The 13,862-nt window shown below is 61.5% G+C and carries 21 protein-coding genes; 18 read left to right on the top strand and 3 right to left on the bottom strand.

What is annotated here, in order from left to right; all coding sequences use genetic code 11:
- Positions 1-2: 2 nt before the first annotated feature.
- Positions 3-866 carry a L,D-transpeptidase family protein gene (locus tag EP165_RS19395; RefSeq protein ID WP_501981694.1) on the bottom strand — a complete coding sequence of 288 codons (864 nt, stop codon included), beginning with the start codon at positions 864-866 and terminating at the stop codon, positions 3-5.
- Between the two features lie 335 nt (positions 867-1,201).
- Between EP165_RS19395 and EP165_RS19390 the strand changes: the two genes are divergently transcribed.
- Positions 1,202-1,396, top strand: coding sequence for a hypothetical protein (locus EP165_RS19390; RefSeq protein ID WP_127524510.1), 195 nt, complete (start codon positions 1,202-1,204; stop codon positions 1,394-1,396).
- Between the two features lie 63 nt (positions 1,397-1,459).
- The gene (locus tag EP165_RS19385; protein WP_127524509.1) at positions 1,460-1,654 is read left to right on the top strand and encodes a hypothetical protein; all 195 of its coding nucleotides are present in this window, start codon (positions 1,460-1,462) and stop codon (positions 1,652-1,654) included.
- 1 nt (position 1,655) lies between these two features.
- On the opposite strand, the gene EP165_RS19380 is transcribed toward EP165_RS19385, so the two are convergent.
- Complete coding sequence (locus EP165_RS19380) at positions 1,656-2,246, bottom strand: transglutaminase-like cysteine peptidase (protein WP_127524508.1); 591 nt, start codon at positions 2,244-2,246, stop codon at positions 1,656-1,658.
- A gap of 189 nt (positions 2,247-2,435) precedes the next feature.
- Positions 2,436-2,960, bottom strand: a complete 525-nt coding sequence (locus EP165_RS19375) for a copper chaperone PCu(A)C (protein ID WP_127524507.1) — start codon at positions 2,958-2,960, stop codon at positions 2,436-2,438.
- A gap of 182 nt (positions 2,961-3,142) precedes the next feature.
- On the opposite strand from EP165_RS19375, the gene EP165_RS19370 reads away from it, so the two are divergent.
- From EP165_RS19370 to EP165_RS19295, 16 genes are all read left to right on the top strand, one after another.
- Positions 3,143-3,556 (top strand): MerR family transcriptional regulator, encoded by a 414-nt coding sequence (locus tag EP165_RS19370; protein ID WP_127524506.1) that lies wholly within the window; start codon positions 3,143-3,145, stop codon positions 3,554-3,556.
- 148 nt (positions 3,557-3,704) lie between these two features.
- The gene (locus tag EP165_RS19365) at positions 3,705-4,130 is read left to right on the top strand and encodes a hypothetical protein (RefSeq protein ID WP_127524505.1); all 426 of its coding nucleotides are present in this window, start codon (positions 3,705-3,707) and stop codon (positions 4,128-4,130) included.
- A 421-nt stretch (positions 4,131-4,551) separates the two neighbouring features.
- A complete protein-coding gene (locus EP165_RS19360) occupies positions 4,552-4,890 on the top strand; it encodes a hypothetical protein (protein ID WP_127524504.1) in 339 nt (112 codons plus the stop codon).
- A gap of 131 nt (positions 4,891-5,021) precedes the next feature.
- Positions 5,022-6,503, top strand: a complete 1,482-nt coding sequence (locus EP165_RS19355; protein WP_206075957.1) for a multicopper oxidase family protein — start codon at positions 5,022-5,024, stop codon at positions 6,501-6,503.
- Complete coding sequence (locus tag EP165_RS19350; protein WP_127524503.1) at positions 6,500-7,210, top strand: c-type cytochrome; 711 nt, start codon at positions 6,500-6,502, stop codon at positions 7,208-7,210. The genes EP165_RS19355 and EP165_RS19350 overlap by 4 nt, the downstream gene beginning before the upstream one ends.
- A gap of 2 nt (positions 7,211-7,212) precedes the next feature.
- On the top strand, positions 7,213-8,163 hold the full coding sequence (locus tag EP165_RS19345; RefSeq protein WP_245440245.1) for a WD40/YVTN/BNR-like repeat-containing protein: 951 nt from the start codon (positions 7,213-7,215) through the stop codon (positions 8,161-8,163).
- Positions 8,164-8,174: 11 nt separating this feature from the next.
- Positions 8,175-8,663 carry a DUF411 domain-containing protein gene (locus tag EP165_RS19340; RefSeq protein WP_127524502.1) on the top strand — a complete coding sequence of 163 codons (489 nt, stop codon included), beginning with the start codon at positions 8,175-8,177 and terminating at the stop codon, positions 8,661-8,663.
- A gap of 126 nt (positions 8,664-8,789) precedes the next feature.
- Positions 8,790-9,275, top strand: coding sequence for a c-type cytochrome (locus EP165_RS19335; protein ID WP_127524501.1), 486 nt, complete (start codon positions 8,790-8,792; stop codon positions 9,273-9,275).
- Positions 9,272-9,877: a DsbE family thiol:disulfide interchange protein gene (locus tag EP165_RS19330; protein WP_127524500.1), complete on the top strand. Its 606-nt coding sequence runs from the start codon at positions 9,272-9,274 to the stop codon at positions 9,875-9,877. The genes EP165_RS19335 and EP165_RS19330 overlap by 4 nt, the downstream gene beginning before the upstream one ends.
- Positions 9,874-10,482, top strand: coding sequence for a TlpA family protein disulfide reductase (locus EP165_RS19325; RefSeq protein ID WP_127524499.1), 609 nt, complete (start codon positions 9,874-9,876; stop codon positions 10,480-10,482). The genes EP165_RS19330 and EP165_RS19325 overlap by 4 nt, the downstream gene beginning before the upstream one ends.
- A 13-nt stretch (positions 10,483-10,495) precedes the next feature.
- On the top strand, positions 10,496-10,921 hold the full coding sequence (locus EP165_RS19320; protein ID WP_127524498.1) for a hypothetical protein: 426 nt from the start codon (positions 10,496-10,498) through the stop codon (positions 10,919-10,921).
- The gene (locus EP165_RS19315; RefSeq protein ID WP_206075953.1) at positions 10,914-11,201 is read left to right on the top strand and encodes a hypothetical protein; all 288 of its coding nucleotides are present in this window, start codon (positions 10,914-10,916) and stop codon (positions 11,199-11,201) included. Before EP165_RS19320 ends, EP165_RS19315 begins: the two co-directional genes overlap by 8 nt.
- Before the next feature lie 122 nt (positions 11,202-11,323).
- Positions 11,324-11,965, top strand: coding sequence for an SCO family protein (locus tag EP165_RS19310; RefSeq protein ID WP_127524497.1), 642 nt, complete (start codon positions 11,324-11,326; stop codon positions 11,963-11,965).
- Positions 11,965-12,414, top strand: a complete 450-nt coding sequence (locus EP165_RS19305) for a copper chaperone PCu(A)C (protein ID WP_127524496.1) — start codon at positions 11,965-11,967, stop codon at positions 12,412-12,414. The genes EP165_RS19310 and EP165_RS19305 overlap by 1 nt, the downstream gene beginning before the upstream one ends.
- On the top strand, positions 12,411-13,037 hold the full coding sequence (locus tag EP165_RS19300) for a redoxin domain-containing protein (protein ID WP_127524495.1): 627 nt from the start codon (positions 12,411-12,413) through the stop codon (positions 13,035-13,037). Before EP165_RS19305 ends, EP165_RS19300 begins: the two co-directional genes overlap by 4 nt.
- 17 nt (positions 13,038-13,054) lie before the next feature.
- Positions 13,055-13,858, top strand: coding sequence for a DsbA family protein (locus EP165_RS19295; protein WP_245440244.1), 804 nt, complete (start codon positions 13,055-13,057; stop codon positions 13,856-13,858).
- Positions 13,859-13,862: the final 4 nt, after the last annotated feature.

Genomic DNA, 13,862 nt, shown 5'->3' with positions numbered 1-13,862 from the left:
GTCTATTCGTTCGGGATGTGAGGATCGGCAAGAGCGTCATCGGGACGGCTGATCGGCACCGCGTCCACGGAAATTCGCTCGGCAAGTGCCTTGTCACCAAGGCGCCCCAGCAACTCGCGGAATTTCGGGTGCATTCCCCCGTCCGAATAGGCGTGCGCCCGCACAGCCGAACCTTCCTCAACGATCCTGTTCATTTCCCGCAGATCCGACTGCGAGCGCGCTGCGACGACAGGATTTTGCATGGAGATGGCCGGTGGACATGCTGCGAGGGGATCGCTCGGTTCGCCGCCTTCAAACTCGGTGTTGAACGCGTAGCTGCCTCCGCAGTGGGAGACGCGAGGCGGCTGGCGTGTAATTTCGAAAATGTCATCACCCTTCTTGAGGGCCATCCAGAACTCGAAACTCGGATGGTTTCGGTTCTTCGCCATGTTTTCAGGTGTCATGCGGAACGGAAAAGCTTGAACCTGGAACGCCGTCTGGCCGCCCTTCAGCGCTTCGCGCGCCACCGCGTAAATCTCGGCCACGCCCTCATCCGTCATTGCGAAGCAGCCGGACGACGAGCATGCGCCGTGTACCATCAGCGCCTCCCCGGTATAGCCGAGTGCGGATTCGAGCCTGTTCGGATATCCGAGATTGAAGGAAAGGTAGTATTGCGAGTTCGGGTTAAGCATGCCGGCGCTGACATGATAGAAGCCTTCGGGTGCCTGACGGTCGCCTTCGCGCGTCTTCGGCCCAAGCTTTCCCGACCAGCGGCACATAGGATAGGTCTTGAGAAGCGCGAACTTGCCGCTTTTGTCGCGCTTCCAGATCTCCAGCTCGCTCTCCTGCTTGAAGATCCGAACCAGGATTGGCGCTGACCGCGACATTGATTTGCGATTCATTTCCGTGACAAGCGCAGCCGGGACCGGCTGAATTGACCTCCCGTCCACTTCGAGCACCGTTGAAACGCACGCGGACGTGGCCAAGCCAATGAGCGAAACCAGCGCGAATGCAATGATCAATCGAACCACAGTCTAGAACCTAACCCCGAAGAAGCATTCCAAGCTGGTGAAATGGCCAGACACTCGCCAATCATGATTAATGTCGCGTTTACGTGCCTCATCGAAAGGGCGGCAAACCGCCGCAGCGCTGCGAACTGCCTCTCCTCTTCACCGCCGCATCCGATCTCCTTAACACAGGTCCCACAAAGGGAGATACATCAGTGATAGAAGAACCCGAACGTCTCACTTTCCGCGACAGTGCTGCCCTGGCAAGCAGTCGCCGGTCCCGCAATGTCCTTGTCATGCTGGCGCCGGTTGCATTCGTGGCAGCCGCTTTCACGTTTAGCTTCTGGCACCTGGAGGCGGAACTTAGCGCGAGCGATGAAGGGTCGCCGGGCGCGATCACCGACCAGTGAATGGCGCGGGAGCGCGATGGACCTTAGTAGTTGACGGTGTGAACCCAAATCGGCGGAGCAACCATGATTGCACGCATCGCCACCTTTCTGGTTGCCGGCGTGGCCGTCTACCCTGTCCTGGCGACCATATTCTGGCTCTACTGCCTGCTCGGCGGACACAACATCATGGAAATGATTTATGGAAACGCCGCAGCCTTTGTGCTTACCGTAGCTGCGGCGTTCGAATTCGCGTGGCTCAGACCGAGCGGATCGGACTGAGTCAGCTGGAGGCGAGACTGACCCACCTGTTTGGATCGTCTGGCGACTGCCGCTTGAGATAGTACAGCTCTGCTTCCTTCCACAGAAGTACACGCGGCTCGACGTTGTCGAGGACGAAATCGCCGAGATCAGTCACCACTGTAAGGACAGCGTGGCCGCCGCCGTCGGCATCCCGGCCCACCGTCATCAGCAGCGCCCCCAGCGGAACGCCTTTCTCGTTAAGGATCTTCCGTTTCTCCAGTGCAAAATCTTCGCAGTCGCCGACCTGGTCCGGATAGTCCCAGCGCTCCTCGACGCCGAAAATCTCCCTGTCGGTCAGAGGCTCCACGGTGGTGTTTACCTCGTTATTGACCTCGATGATTGTTTTCCAGAGTTCCCGTGTCAGCTCGACCTTGGACCTCTCCGGCTGACGATCGCAACGCTCACGGTAGCGCTGGCAGTATTCGTAGTAACCGATCGGGATTGACGTGTTGCCGAACGTTTCCATGTTCTTCGCCAGCGCCGGCTGGGACGGATTGAGATGCAGTGCGTTGGCTCCGGCCGAAGCGCACGAGATGGCGAGCGCGACCGCGCCCAGAACAAGTCGATGCATTGTGACAGTCTCCCCAAGAATATTGTGGGAGAGACGTTAGCTGTTGGGACTAAAAATCACGCGAAAACAATAAGTTAGAGTTTATGTAAATGAATATCAAAGTCCCGCTGGTATCGAAACCCGTCGTTAACCTTGGCTAGAGGGCGGCATTGGCCGCCCGTCAAGTCGTGTCTTTAGGTGACCGGCGGCTCACAGTTGACCGCTACCCTGAACGCCATCCCCGTTTCCATGGTGATGATCTGTCACGGACGTGCCGGCAGCCAGAATTGTGGCGGTCACCGCAATACGTTTTCCGCTATCGAAAACCAGCGTCAACTCGACAGCCTCTTCTGAGGAGAGCGCCTGTATCGGCTGGGTGAGCAACAGATGCACGCCGCCTGGCCGCATCAAAAGCTCCGCGTTACCGGGAATGGGTAAAATACCTTCCACCCGGCGCTTTCTGGCGATGCCACCGTCTTGCTCCATATTGTAGAGGGCGACAGACTCAAAAATAGGGCTTTCAACAGACACGAGATTCGCCTGCACGCGCTTGCCGTTCCAGATGGTCAAGTAGCCCGTGAGCTGCGACTTTCCAGAAGTTGGCAACACGATCTCAGCGTGCTCGACTGACAGTTCATCTGGACCGGCGCCATGCGTTGGTGGCCCCTCTGTGGCATGCCCGCCCGCCATAGGTACCAGCAGCCCAAGGACCATTGTCGGCAATAGACGGATCATGACGGCTCTCCTTAACGTGACAGGTCCCTTTGTGTGACCTCAGGCTGCTAGAGGTTCAAGTGTCCCACGGAACTCCGCGGTTCGAAAGACAGTGTGTTCTGTTGCGGCAAATGTTCCCATTGCGGGGCATCCGCTATATCTCTAGGCTCTGTAGAACTGCTGGAATTGTTGTGAGACCTGTCATGTTGACGATTGGAAACCTGTCCCGGCGCACCGGTGTCAAGATACCGACCATACGTTATTACGAGCAGATGGGCCTTCTAGCTCCGCCCGAGCGCTCGGAAGGGAACCAGCGCCGATACGCGCGCGACGAATGCGACCGCCTCGCATTCATAAAACATGCCCGCGATCTCGGGCTGAAGATCGAGGCAATACGCGAGCTGATCGAACTCAGCGCGCACCCGAACCAGCCGTGCGCCGATGCGGATCGGATAGCAGCGGAGCAACTTCACGCGGTACGTGAACGAATCGGAAAGCTCCGCAAACTGGAGCGTGAACTGGCGCGAATCGCTACCGGCTGCGACGGCGAACAGATCAAGGATTGCTACGTGATCCGCGCGCTTGCCAGCCATGATTTGTGCGAAGACGAGCACTAGCTTGGTTGTTGTCTCCTTCGCGGGGTTAGCCGGGTTAGGTCGCAGCAAGGGTACAAGTGACGGCATGTCCAACCGAAGCTTCCGAATTGGCGGACTTCTTGTGATGCTGTGTCTGGCAACGTCCGGCACCTTCGCTGCATCCGGACCCATGGGTGTCTATCTCTGGTACCCCGGACCTGGCGTTCCTACGGATGCGGATTGTCGCGGCGTGGTGGCCGATGTCAGACCGTCCATTGCCAAGGCAGAGGACTGGTTGTGGGGAAGAGTTCCGCACCACGAGACGGACGAGCTTGAACTCTATCTCATCGTTACGCCCTCTCGGATCGAGACGACCTATTCCTCTGAAGGTGATTACGATCGCGGAAATGTGACTTGGACAGGCGGCCAAGAGAACAATTACCAGTTCACGCTCGTTCCGGATGAGCATCCGGAAATGAGAATTCCAGGAACGATCGTTTCGTCGTCTTCCACCTCGGTTACAACGCTGACGCTGACGGGTATTCCAGCGGATCGGGGAATTGTCGAACGAAAGACATACTATTGCCGTTTCCAAACTAGTGAACCGGCGATTTGAGCCAGTGCTAACCTGCGCCAAATTCGGCCGCTGGGCCAAGACCGTGTTCCGCCGTGGCCGATCCTTCGCGCTTCGTCTGTGTGCCACCGAAGCGGCGATCGTCGCCATGAGCCGGGCTGTGATCGATGATGTTCGCGTATGCTGTCTATCTGAGTATCGGCGGCTACCGAGAACAACGCGCAGGGCGAGAAACATGCGCCTATCTACGAAACAGGGCAGGTTGCGGCTTCGAGAGTGACGCTTCGCCTGGCTGACGCTGGTCCTTGATCCGGTCGAACCTAGAGGCGGCCTATTCGTAGAGGTCCGAAAGGGCGCGGAGGAAGGTCGCGGCGTCTTGATGTTGCTCATCTGCAGCGGGTAGAAAGGAACTGCGACCGTATGCACATCGACAGCACGCAAGATTCGGGGTATCCGGTAGAGTATGGCAAGGTATGTCCACATCTTCATGATCGTGGTGCTCGCCGCTTTCGCGGCCGGAACGATTACGCATGCCGTGAATGCCGCCACGATGAGCATGAAGATGACGCTTGCCGCGATCGATGGCGCGGACATGGGCGACTGTAAAGACTGCCCGGACGGCAAGGGCGGTGTGCAGCCGTGCGACAATGCCTGCGTATCGCCGATCCTGGCTGTTGTGCCGTCGAGCCAGCCAAGCCTGCCCGGTGCTGAGACGAGTACCCAAAGTCTGGTTCTGCAAAGCGTGGCCGGGCGTACCGGACCGCCGGACCCTTATCCTCCCCGAACCATCATCCTGAGTTGACGCCGCCCGGAGCTCCTCCGGTTAGCGGCGCCTGAAATCATGCGCGGTCACACTGGCCGCCCATGATCCCGCTGTGCATCGCGCGGGCAGCGCGTGCGGTCTCGAACACCCTCTCAGGATGGTTGGATATCATGGTCTTACATTTACCGACGCCGACGCGTCGGACCTTTCTCACATCCGCAGCGGCTCTTGCGACCAGCACGGTGCTTCCGGTTACCGGACTCCGGCGCGCTCGTGCCGCTTCCGTCAAAGAATTCCGATTGAAGGCGTTATCGGGACGGACGCATCTTGTTCCGGAGCCCTACGGGGAAACGCCGGTCTGGGCCTACAACGATATGGTGCCCGGCCCGGAGATCCGCATCCGCCAGGGCGACCGCCTGCGCGTCGAGGTCGAAAACGGCCTCGATGAAGAAACCACGGTTCACTGGCATGGTGTGCGCACGCCAAACGCCATGGACGGCGTGCCGCATCTGACGCAGGCACCGATAGCTCCGGGCGAGACCTTCACCTACGAGTTCGACGCCGTGGATGCCGGCACCTTCTGGTATCACCCGCACCTGAACAGCACGGTACAGGTGGGGCGCGGTCTCTACGGTTCCCTGATCATCGAAGAAGCCGAACCCGTTCGCGTCGACCGCGAATTGACCTGGATACTGGACGACTGGCGGCTAACCAGGAACGCGGCGATCAGCGACGATTTCGGCAGTCGGCACGACTTGATGCACAACGGCCGGATCGGCAACACGGTCACCATAAATGGCCGGCTGCCGGAGAGCATTGCGGTCCACGCGGGCGAACGGGTCCGGCTGCGCCTGATCAATGCCGCCAATGCCCGCATTTTCGGCCTCGACTTCGCCGGGCTCGAGCCGGTCTTGATCGCGCTCGACGGCCAGCCGGTCACGCCCCATGCGCCGACGGACGGGCTCGTCACGCTCGGACCAGCCATGCGCGTGGACCTGATCCTCGACATGAAGGACCAGGCGGGCAATCGGGTCACCGTGGTGGACAGGTTCTACCAGGGACTGGAGTACCGGCTGGTCGAGCTCGCCTATGCGGAAACAGCGCTGAGGGAAAGTGCTCCGGACTGGCCGGTGGAACTGCCGGCCAATCCGCTTGCCGAGCCTGACCTGCGCGGCGCGATCCGCCACGAGGTGACGTTCAACGGCGGCATGATGGGCCAGATGGTCATGTCCGAGATGGGCGGCAGCATGGGGGACGGGTCCTCCGGCGGCATGATGGGCAACATGATGAACATGATGCATGGCCAGGGCATCTGGTTCATCAACGGCAAGGCCGCCACCGGCCACGTCATGGACCCGCTGCTGACGCTCCCGCGCGGCCGCACATGCGTCCTGGCGATGACCAACGCGACAGCCTGGCATCACCCCATCCACCTGCACGGACATTCCTTCCGCGTCCTGTCGCGGAACGGCCAGCCGACGGCGCATCGCGAGTGGCAGGACACGGTTCTGATGGCGCCGCGCGAGAAGGTCGAGATCGCCTTCGTCGCCGACAATCCGGGGGACTGGATGTTCCACTGTCACATCCTCGAGCACCAGGCCGCCGGGATGATGGGGGTGATCCGTGTTTCCGGGAAGGAGGAGCGGATATGAGCCGGATGGTCCTCTGTCTCGCCGCATTGGCTGGCCTTTCGGTCAGTTCGGCCGCACTTGCCGACGGGGAAGCACGGCGTGGTGCGCAAGCCTATCGCGCCTGCGTCGCCTGCCATGCCCTCGAACCCGGACTGCACCTCAGCGGGCCGAGCCTAGACGGCTTCATGGGGCGCACTGCGGGCACGGCGGAGGGGTTTGTCCGGTATTCGAGCGGACTGAAGGACGCGGGGTTCTCCTGGAACGCTGCCGCGCTCGACGGCTGGCTTAAGGATCCGGCGGGCATGATTCCTGGCACCTACATGACGTTCCGCGGGATCGACGACCCTCAGGCGCGCGCCGACCTTGTCGCCTTCCTCGAAATCGCCGGCCAGCCCGGCGGTGGCAGGCGCGTCGTGGACGCAGGTCTCATCCCGGCTGGTTGGCTTCGCGCCGGGGCGCCGGAACCAATCGGCGAGCCATCGCCGAAAATTCGTGTCACGGCAATTCGCCATTGCGGTGACAGCTATTTCATCACCACCGGTGACGGCCGGGAAACGCCGTACTGGGAGAAAAACATTCGGCTCAAGATCGATAGCGTCGAGACCGGCCCGCCAGCGGGCGTTCCTGTGATCCTTGGCGCCGGGATGGGCGGCGACCGTTTCTCGGTAATCTTCCGGAGTCTCGCCGACCTCGATCAGCTCGTCACCGAAGGCTGTGAGGCACGCTGAACATGAATGACATCAACATGGCAACCATGACAAGCAATTCCACTCGCATTTCCAGACGCGTCTTCCTTGGCACGATGATGGCGGGCGCCGGGCTGATCGGCCTGCCGATCAGCCTTCGCGCCGCACCCGCGGCAGCCGGCCCCGCAATTGCATTCGACGGCGATGCGTTGATCCGGGCGAGAGACACCCTTTCCCGTAGCGATGGCGCCGGAGGCTGGATAGAGCTGTCCGCTCCCGAGGCAGGCGGCATTATTTCGCTTGCGACGCATTCCGCCCGGCCGGCCCGGATTGTGGCGGGGCTCACGGGCGGTGGCGTTGCGCTATCCGAAGATGGCGGACACCGGTGGGAGGCAAGAAGTCAAGGATTGCCCGGTGCCCCGGTGACAGCAGTCACCGTGGCAGCCGCCGAGCCGGACACCATCTATGCCGCCATACACGGCGATGGTCTCTGGAAGAGCGAGGATGCCGGTCGGTCATGGGCCCTCGCGATGGACCGGCCCTGGCTGGCAGACGCCGAACGCGATTTGACAGCCTTGGCCTCGGTCGAACTCGCAACAGGCATGGGCGGCATCTGGATCTACGCCGGAACCGAACTCGGTCTCACCCGCGTGCCAGATTGCTTCTGCCGCTGGCAGGACGTGCAGCCGGGCGATGCGATGGACGCGCTTGCCTCGGGGAAACCAGCTCCGTCGGAGGCGCCACTTCCCCAAGGCGAGACGATCAACGGATTGGTCAGCGCGGCTTCGCTGCCCACTCGGCTTTACGCCGCGCTACCTTCGGGCATCTGGGAATCTCAGGATGCCGGAGTCGTGTGGTCGCAAAAGTCGAACACGCGCGCGCTGGCCGTCGCCGTTCACCCCACCAATGCCGATCATGTCGTTGCCATCACCGGCGATGGCGTCGTTGAAAGCCGCGATGGCGGCGCGAACTGGACCGCGCTCGCACGCGCATAACGGAGAATGTCATGAACAAGAAAACAATTGCCGCAGCCTTCGTCGCCGTGGTCGCCGCAGCCGGCATCGCCTACTGGTCGCTGGGGTCAGCGAACGCGCCCCTGCGAGGATCATCCGTCGCGGCAGCCTCGGGTAATAAGGTGATCACCATCTGGCGTGATCCGGGCTGCGGGTGCTGCGATGCCTATGCCGACTATCTGGAGGGCAACGGCTATGTGGTGACGCGCGTCGACGACCCCAACTTCGACAAGCGTTCGATCGAGGCCGGGGTTCCGCAGCAAGGGATCGGATGTCATTTGGCCGAGATCGACGGCTATGTCGTGAGCGGACTCGTGCCGGCCGAGATCATCGAGCGCCTGGTCAGCGAACGCCCCGACATCACCGGGATTACCCTGCCCGGAATGCCCGCCAACGCTCCCGGCATGGCGCCAACAAAGACCGGTACGCTGAAGACCTACGCCTTCGGCAAGGACGGCGTCACTGTTTATTCCGAAGAGTAATCTAGCAATGATGGATGGGTCTTTGATGATGTTGATGATGGCCGGAGTCGTTCTCGCAGGGCTTCTGGTCCTCGCAGTTCTGATTTTTGGCCTCTTCGCGCTCATGAAATATCTGCGGGGACCAAGATGAGGCGCGGCGTAATCCTTCTTTCCGCTGTCGCTGTTTCGGCCGTGGCAGCCATCGCGGCGTCTGCTCAACTGCAGGACGACGATGTGAGTACGCAGGACGTGACCTTCCGTGGCCAGCCCGTAACCAGTGAGCAGATCGCCCTCGGCCAAGAAGTCTATGCGCAGAACTGTGCCTCCTGCCACGGCACAAGCCTCGAAGGCCAACCGAACTGGAAGCGTCGGCTGGAGAACGGACGCATGCCGGCACCTCCGCACGATGAAAGCGGGCACACCTGGCACCACTCGGACCAGGACCTGTTCGACATGACGAAGCTCGGCGTCGGCGGTGTCGTCGAGGGTTATGAGAGCGACATGCCCGCTTTCGGGAAAATCCTGAGCGACGAGGAGATCGCTGCCGTACTCGCGTTCATCAAAAGCACCTGGCCCGAGCGTCAGCGGGACGTGCAGGCTCGCATAACGGCCAAGGACGGAGATGGCTCATGAGCAGAACCGACGAATATCCCACGGCTCCCATAAGGCGTCGCAATCTCCTGGTTTTCCTGCCGCTTGTTCTCGCCAGCGTGCTCGCCGTGGTGCTGGCTTGGGGGCTGACGCGTGATCCAAGCAACTTACCATCTACGCTGATCGGCAAGGCGGTACCCGACTTCGCGCTGTCGCCGGTCAAAGGCCGGGCGCTTGGCCTGTCGAGCGCCGATCTCAAGGGCGAAGTGTCGCTGGTCAATGTCTTCGCGTCCTGGTGTGTTGCTTGCCGCGAGGAGCATCCCTTGTTCATGAAGCTTGCGGCGCAAGGCACCGTGCCGCTGCACGGCCTCAACTACAAGGACCAACCGGACGACGCGGCGCAGTGGCTCGACAGCCTTGGTGACCCCTACACGCGCACGGGGGCCGACATCAGCGGGCGCGTGGCGATCGATTGGGGTGTGTACGGCGTACCCGAGACGTTCGTCATCGGTGCCGACGGACGCGTCGTTTACAAGCATATCGGACCTGTGGATGAAGAGGTGCTTATCCGCACCATCCTGCCGCTCGTGGAGCAACTGCGCAGTCAGGCCAAAGGCGACAACACCCTGGGAGACGGCCAATGAGGAAGCTCCTGCAGGGGCAGCGCGCAATCGTATTTCTGGCGGCAGGCACGCTCGCACTGGCCGCGATCGCGATCGTTAGCGTGATCTATTTCAGCGGAGGCACGCCAATGCCTGCGCCTCAAGGCGGAGGACAGGCTGAGACGGCCTCGTCCCGGTCTTTCGTGATGCACGAGGCGCTGCGGCCGCTCCCCGAAATCAAGTTCGAGGACGGGAACGGCGAAGCTCTTACGCTGGCCGATTTGAGGGGCAAGACCGTGTTGCTCAACATCTGGGCGACGTGGTGCGTGCCCTGCCGCGAGGAAATGCCGACTCTCGATGCGCTCGAGGCGGAACTTGGCGACCCTGCCTTCGAGGTTGTGCCGCTTTCAGTCGACCGGGCCGGGCCGGAGGTGGTTCGGAAGTTCTACGCCGAAATCGGCATCGAGCATCTTGGCCTCTACATCGACGCCTCCATGCGGGCCTCGTTCGACCTCCAGGCTCCGGGACTGCCGACGACGCTTCTCATCGACAGCGAGGGCCGCGAATTGGGAAGGCTCGTCGGACCGGCCGAGTGGGACACGCCCGAGATGATCGCATTCCTCAAAACCCATCTGACGTCAAACTGAAAAGGAAGCCTCCATGGCCGATACACAACAGTCACCATCTCAAGACGGCTCGCTCGGTCGCGACCTGCTTTATGCCCTTCGCTATTACCTCGGCAGCCGACGCGGTCTGCTGGTGCTCGCCGGACTGGCGATCGCGGCGGGCCTCGCGTTGAACTGGAGTTGGTTGGCCGCTGCCGGCATCGCGCCGATCCTGATCAGCGTGTTGCCCTGCCTCGCCATGTGCGCCCTCGGCCTGTGCATGAACCGGTCAGGCGGCAAGTCCTGCTCGACCGCCGCGAGCAACGCCGGCCCGGCGGAGATCGAGGACGCAGGGCCAGTCACGCAGGCCGTTGCTCTCGACACACCGCCTGACCGCCCGGCTCCCATGAGCGGCGACGTCGCCGTTCTTGCAAGCCCCGAACCGCAATCCTCCAAGGAAAGGAGACCGACCGATGCGTAAATCGATCAAAGCGCTTGCTATTGCTTCTGCCGTTATCGCGGGCCTCGCGGTTGCACCCGCGCTCTACGCCCATGACTCAGAGGAGTCCGGCGACTCCATGATGGGTTCCGGCATGATGGGCCAAGGCGGCATGATGGGCATGATGGGCCAGATGAGCGAGATGATGGAGGGCTGCAACAGGATGATGCAGTCCATGAGCCATGACGGCTCCGGACGGCCCAACGAGCAGTGGCGCGAGAAATCGCCCGACAACAACGGCGCCCCAGGGACGAACGGCTAGATCGCCCGATCCCGGCCGCCCTCCATCCCGGAGGGTGGGCCGGGCACAGCCTGGCATCGCAACGTGCCCAGACAATTGAGGAGCCGTATCGCGATGGGCAGGGCCTTTCGAGGATGACTGATATGACATCAACCAAGACAACGCAGCTCAGGCGCATACGCTTCAGCCTATGGATCCTCGTGGCCGCTGCCGTGCTGGCGCTCGGTGGTGCTTATTTCGTCCGGATGATCGGCGTGCGCGAGCCGCCGCCGGTCACCGTCGGCGAAGCCGCAATTCGCTCCGAGTTTTCGTTGATCGACCACAACGGAAATCGCGTTACCGAGGCCGACTTCCTCGGGCACTGGCAACTCGTGTTCTTCGGATTCACCCATTGCCCGGATGTCTGCCCGACCACGCTCGCCTATCTGGCAAACGTGCTGGATCGGCTTGGCGGCGAGGTCGAGCGCGTTGCGCCGATCTTCATCACGGTCGATCCGTCCCGCGACACGCCGCAGGTGATGGCGGCATACGTCCAGGCCTTTCACCCGAAGCTGGTTGGGCTGACCGGATCCGAATCCGAGGTCGCCGCGGCTGCCCAATCCTTCCGCGTCTATTACGAGAGAATGGAAGAGGCAACGGCTCCGGACGGATACCTGATGGCTCACGCTGGACATATCTACCTGATGAGACCCGAAGGCCGCTTTGAGGATGTCTTCCGCGAAGGTGAACAGTCCGCCGAAGAGATGGCCGCCGATGTCCTTGCAAGAATGAACGGGAAACAATGATGAGAAAACTGATTGCAACAGTGGTGGTGGCTTTGGCGGTCGCATCCCCAGCCCTCGCGGAGGAGAGTGTCCGCATCTTCGATGCGTGGGCGCGGGCCTCCGTCCTCGCCTCCCGTCCCGGCGCCGCATATGTCACGGTCGAGAGTGCAACGGAAGATCAGCTCCTCGGTGTGGCCACGCCTGTTGCCGGGCAGGTCATGATTCACGCAGTCGAAAAGGATGGCGACATAAGCCGCATGAAACACATCGAAACGCTTGAGCTGCCGGCCGGTGAGCGGATCACGCTCGCACCCGGCGGCATGCACCTGATGCTGATGGGACTGCAAGACAAACTCAGCGAGGGCACGACATTCCCCATGACGCTCAGCTTCGAGAACGCCGGAGAGATCACTGTTGAGGTTTCGGTGCTCGGAATAGCGGCCGTGGGGCCAAGGGAGGCTGCTGAATGAAGCGCTTCCTGATCCTGGCCTTCCTGCTGGCCGCACAGCCGGCATTTGCAAACCATCCCGGTGAGCGCATCGATGAGGTGATGACCGAACAGGAGCCGGCCTTCGAGGTCGCGGATCACCCTTCCACGCCCAATCTGGGTGTCGAAAAATCAGGCGGCGACGTCCTGCGCCTCGGCGATCTCCATGATCAGATCATCGTGCTGAGCTTTGTTCCGCGGAATTGTAACAGTCCATGTGCCAAGCAGCAGGCTGCTCTCGCAGGTGTGCAAGAGCAGGTGAATGTTTCGCCGATGAAGGAAATGGTCACGTTCGTAACCGTTCACGACACAGATACGTCGATCGAAGCACCGTGGGACGATGCGAACTGGCGGCTCGTGATCCCATCGAACGACGAGACGACTGCCGCCGCAGCGGATCGTTTTGCCGCGCTGAGTAGTCGCGGCCAGGAGTTGCCAATGGCGTACGTCATCGATCGCAACGGACGGCATGCCGGATTATTCCATGGTGCTGAATTCCAGAAAACAAACATGACTCTATACATCAACGGACTCATCAACAATGCGCACGCGCCGAAGCCACCTGCCAAAGAAGAATGGTGGGAATGGCTGACGGGTTGGTTCTGAACGGCGGGAGTAGGGAATTGACGCAGCTTTCGAGATTCACGGGGCGCCGCTTCGGCTTTCTTCTCCTGCCCCTGCTGCTGATCATCGCGGCGGGCGCCTGGTATCTGCTCGATCCAGGGTTCAGGGTAGGCCAGCAGCCCACGACGACGTCGGAGAACCTGCCGCAGGACACGTTCGAGCGGCGGGTGCGCGACTATCTTGTCGCCAACCCGGAGGTCATCGTCGAGGCCATGCAGAACCTCGAACGTAAGCAACGGGAGGCGGAACAGACGGAGGCTCAGGCGGCCCTTACCGCGCACCGTGACGAACTGCTCAACAGCCCCGAAAGTCCGGTTGGCGGCAATCCGCAAGGCGACGTCACGATGGTCGAGTTTTTCGACTACAATTGCCCCTATTGCCGCCAGGTCGCACCGGCGATGGTGGAGGCCGAAGAAGACGATCCCCAATTGCGGATCGTTTACAAGGAGTTTCCCATCCTGGGGCCGAATTCCGTGTTCGCGGCAAGGGCGGCGCTCGCCGCTCGCAGGCAGAACCTCTACCCGCAGTTCCACAAAGCCATGATGCAGGTCTCGGGCACGGCCGACGAGGAGCAAGTCATCTCTGTCGCTGAAGAGATCGGCCTCAATGTCGAACGACTCCGGACCGACATGCAGGATCCCGCGATCGATGCCGAGGTCGAGCGCAATCTCGCACTCGCCCGGGCGCTGCGGATCAACGGAACGCCGGGCTTCGTGATCGGCGATGAGATACTGCGCGGCGCCACCGACCTGCAAACCATGCAGCGGCTGATCGACCAGGCCCGGAAGGATCGGGGCCGATGAAGCC

This window comes from Mesorhizobium sp. Z1-4, from assembly GCF_004000235.1.
Classification (GTDB): Bacteria; Pseudomonadota; Alphaproteobacteria; order Rhizobiales; family Rhizobiaceae; genus RCIO01.
This window is presented reverse-complemented; position numbering and strand designations above follow the sequence as displayed.